Genomic DNA, 2111 nt, shown 5'->3' with positions numbered 1-2111 from the left:
GAAGGTGTTCAGTGACCCGCTCCTTCGGCTCGGGCGCGCCAGCCATCGACCTACTGAAAAATTGTTCCTTGTCGCCGACCTCTAAGATAAGCGCTGCGCCAGCGGGCAGGTCACGGACCATAGCTTCTAAAAGGTTGGCGACTTCGTTTGCGCCCCATGCCTCATAGCGTTGGAACCTCGGAAGGCGGAGCTGACCACTTGCAACCCTTGCAAACCATTCTGGCAGATTGCGATTACTGGCCTGCATGCTTTCGTCCCTACCATAATGTTTTAGTCGCTTTGATTCCCACGAATTGCAGCCTTCGGCAATCCTGCAGCGGCTTACGTACTGTCGATGGCCGCTCCACCTCATGTGTTTGGGCAATCGTGGGACCGTAGCGGTCGCGAAGCTATCAGCCGAGGCAGTCGGCTGAATGTCCGCCTCTGAACCCGTCACCCGTGGCGTCCTATGTCCGACTTGGAATCGAAAACGGCCATAGAAAAACCCCCCGTCCGGTGTTCCGGACGGGGGGTTGTGCCTATGCCGAAGTCAAACCTTCGACGGTGTTGATCAGATCGCGGCCTGAGCGGAGTGCGACGGTGCCGCGGTTTTCGACGAGGCCGCAGGCATGGCGGATCGCGGCGATGTTTTCGCGGTGCGTCCGTGCGGCCGGGGTGTCGAAGTGCGGGTCAGTGGCGGGATCGCTCTGGGCGAGCATCATGTCGACGGCGATTCCGAGCATGTTGAGGGCGAATTCGAGCATGTCGAGATCGGCCCTATGGCGTGCTGCGTTCGTGTCGATGGATGTGCGTGCGGTGTCGGACACGGCGTATTGCGCCGTTTCCGGGTTGACCGGATGGGTCATGGTCAGTCTCCAATGGAGGGATCGGAACGGTTGGATCCGGGGCGGCTAGCCCTGCCGGCAGACGATCGGCCGCGCGTCGTCACGAGGTCGAGGCGCGGGATTTTGGCCGTTCCTGGGAGTGTCTGCTGAATAGATATAGTAAAATAGTAGTAATATTCAATAGTATTTGACTATTATTTGATCTGACGGGGATATTTTATTGTGTAGTGATTATTTTACGTAGCCATATTTAACTTGTTATAGGACTAATTAAGCTGTCGATTGCTTTACTTTTGACAATCTCTCCCGGCTGTTGGCATCTTCGGTACGTTCGAGCATGTCCTGGTGGAACAGCTCAGTGGCCAGATCGGCGTTGGCGCGGTTGTAATGCGCGCGGGCGACTGTTTCGCTGATATTGAGCACGGTGCTGCCGAGCCGGGGTTGGGCGCGGTTGACCGCAGGCGCGGTGGTACCGATCGCGTGGCGGAACCGGTGGGTGCCGATCGGGACGCCCAGCAGGCGGCGCGAGCGGACTCGCACCAGTTTCTCGATGCCGGATTCGGCGAGCGGCTCGCCGAGCGTGCCGACCCAGAAGGCATCATGGGTCTGGCCGCGCAGCAGCTGCGGGCGGATCTCGGTGAGATAGCGATCGATATAGGGGGTAAGCCGCTTCGGCAGCGGAACGCGGTCGACGCGGTTCGTTTTGATCTGTTCGGGGGCGTAGTCGAGGCGATAGCGATCGTCCATGCGGCGTAGATTGTCGCTGATGGTAGTCTGCGCCACGGTGCCGAGACGGCGGGCGCGGGCGGCCTGGATGGCGAAGAACAGCCCGTCGCGATACTGGAGCAGCTGGGTCCGCCAGCGATCGCGTCTGGTGGGATCGGCGCTGTCCATCAGCCGGTAGCCCTCGCGGTAGAGGACGCGGGCGTCGGGGATCAGAAAGCCACGCCGGTCGTCATCGAGCCGCCGGCGCACCGAGGCGCCGTTCGGCTGGAGGACGCAGCGCCGGTCGGCGTCGGGTGACAGGACCCTGATCGCGAGGCTCAGCTCGGCGAAGCGGCTGATGATGGTGCCCGGCCGGTTGCCGCGGGCTTTGAGCGACCGGAACCAGGCGGCACTGCGGGCGTCGGACAGCCGATCGCCAGGTGCTGCGGTCTCGTCGAGCCAGCCCTGCTCGCGCAGGAAGACCAGCCAATAGGAATAGCCGCGGGCGATCTTGAAGCGCGAGGCGAGACGGAGGGTGGAGCCGTGGCCGGGATCGTCGAGCGGGTCGCTCGGGGCGCAGCT

General features: G+C 62.0%; 3 protein-coding genes. All 3 read right to left on the bottom strand.

Going from position 1 to position 2111, the window contains the following annotated elements:
* The coding region (locus ACP5E6_RS18615; protein WP_427956892.1) for a hypothetical protein at window positions 1–247 on the bottom strand (247 nt) is incomplete at its 3' end.
* Between the two features lie 271 nt (window positions 248–518).
* On the bottom strand, window positions 519–845 hold the full coding sequence (locus ACP5E6_RS18610) for a hypothetical protein (RefSeq protein ID WP_427956889.1): 327 nt from the start codon (window positions 843–845) through the stop codon (window positions 519–521).
* 249 nt (window positions 846–1094) lie between these two features.
* The coding region (locus ACP5E6_RS18605) for an integrase (protein WP_427956887.1) at window positions 1095–2111 on the bottom strand (1017 nt) is incomplete at its 5' end.

It is taken from the genome of Acidiphilium sp. (assembly GCF_049977125.1).
In the GTDB taxonomy this organism is placed as follows: Bacteria; Pseudomonadota; Alphaproteobacteria; order Acetobacterales; family Acetobacteraceae; genus Acidiphilium.
The sequence above is the reverse complement of the archived record's forward strand: the minus strand, read 5'-3'. Positions and strand labels throughout refer to the sequence as shown.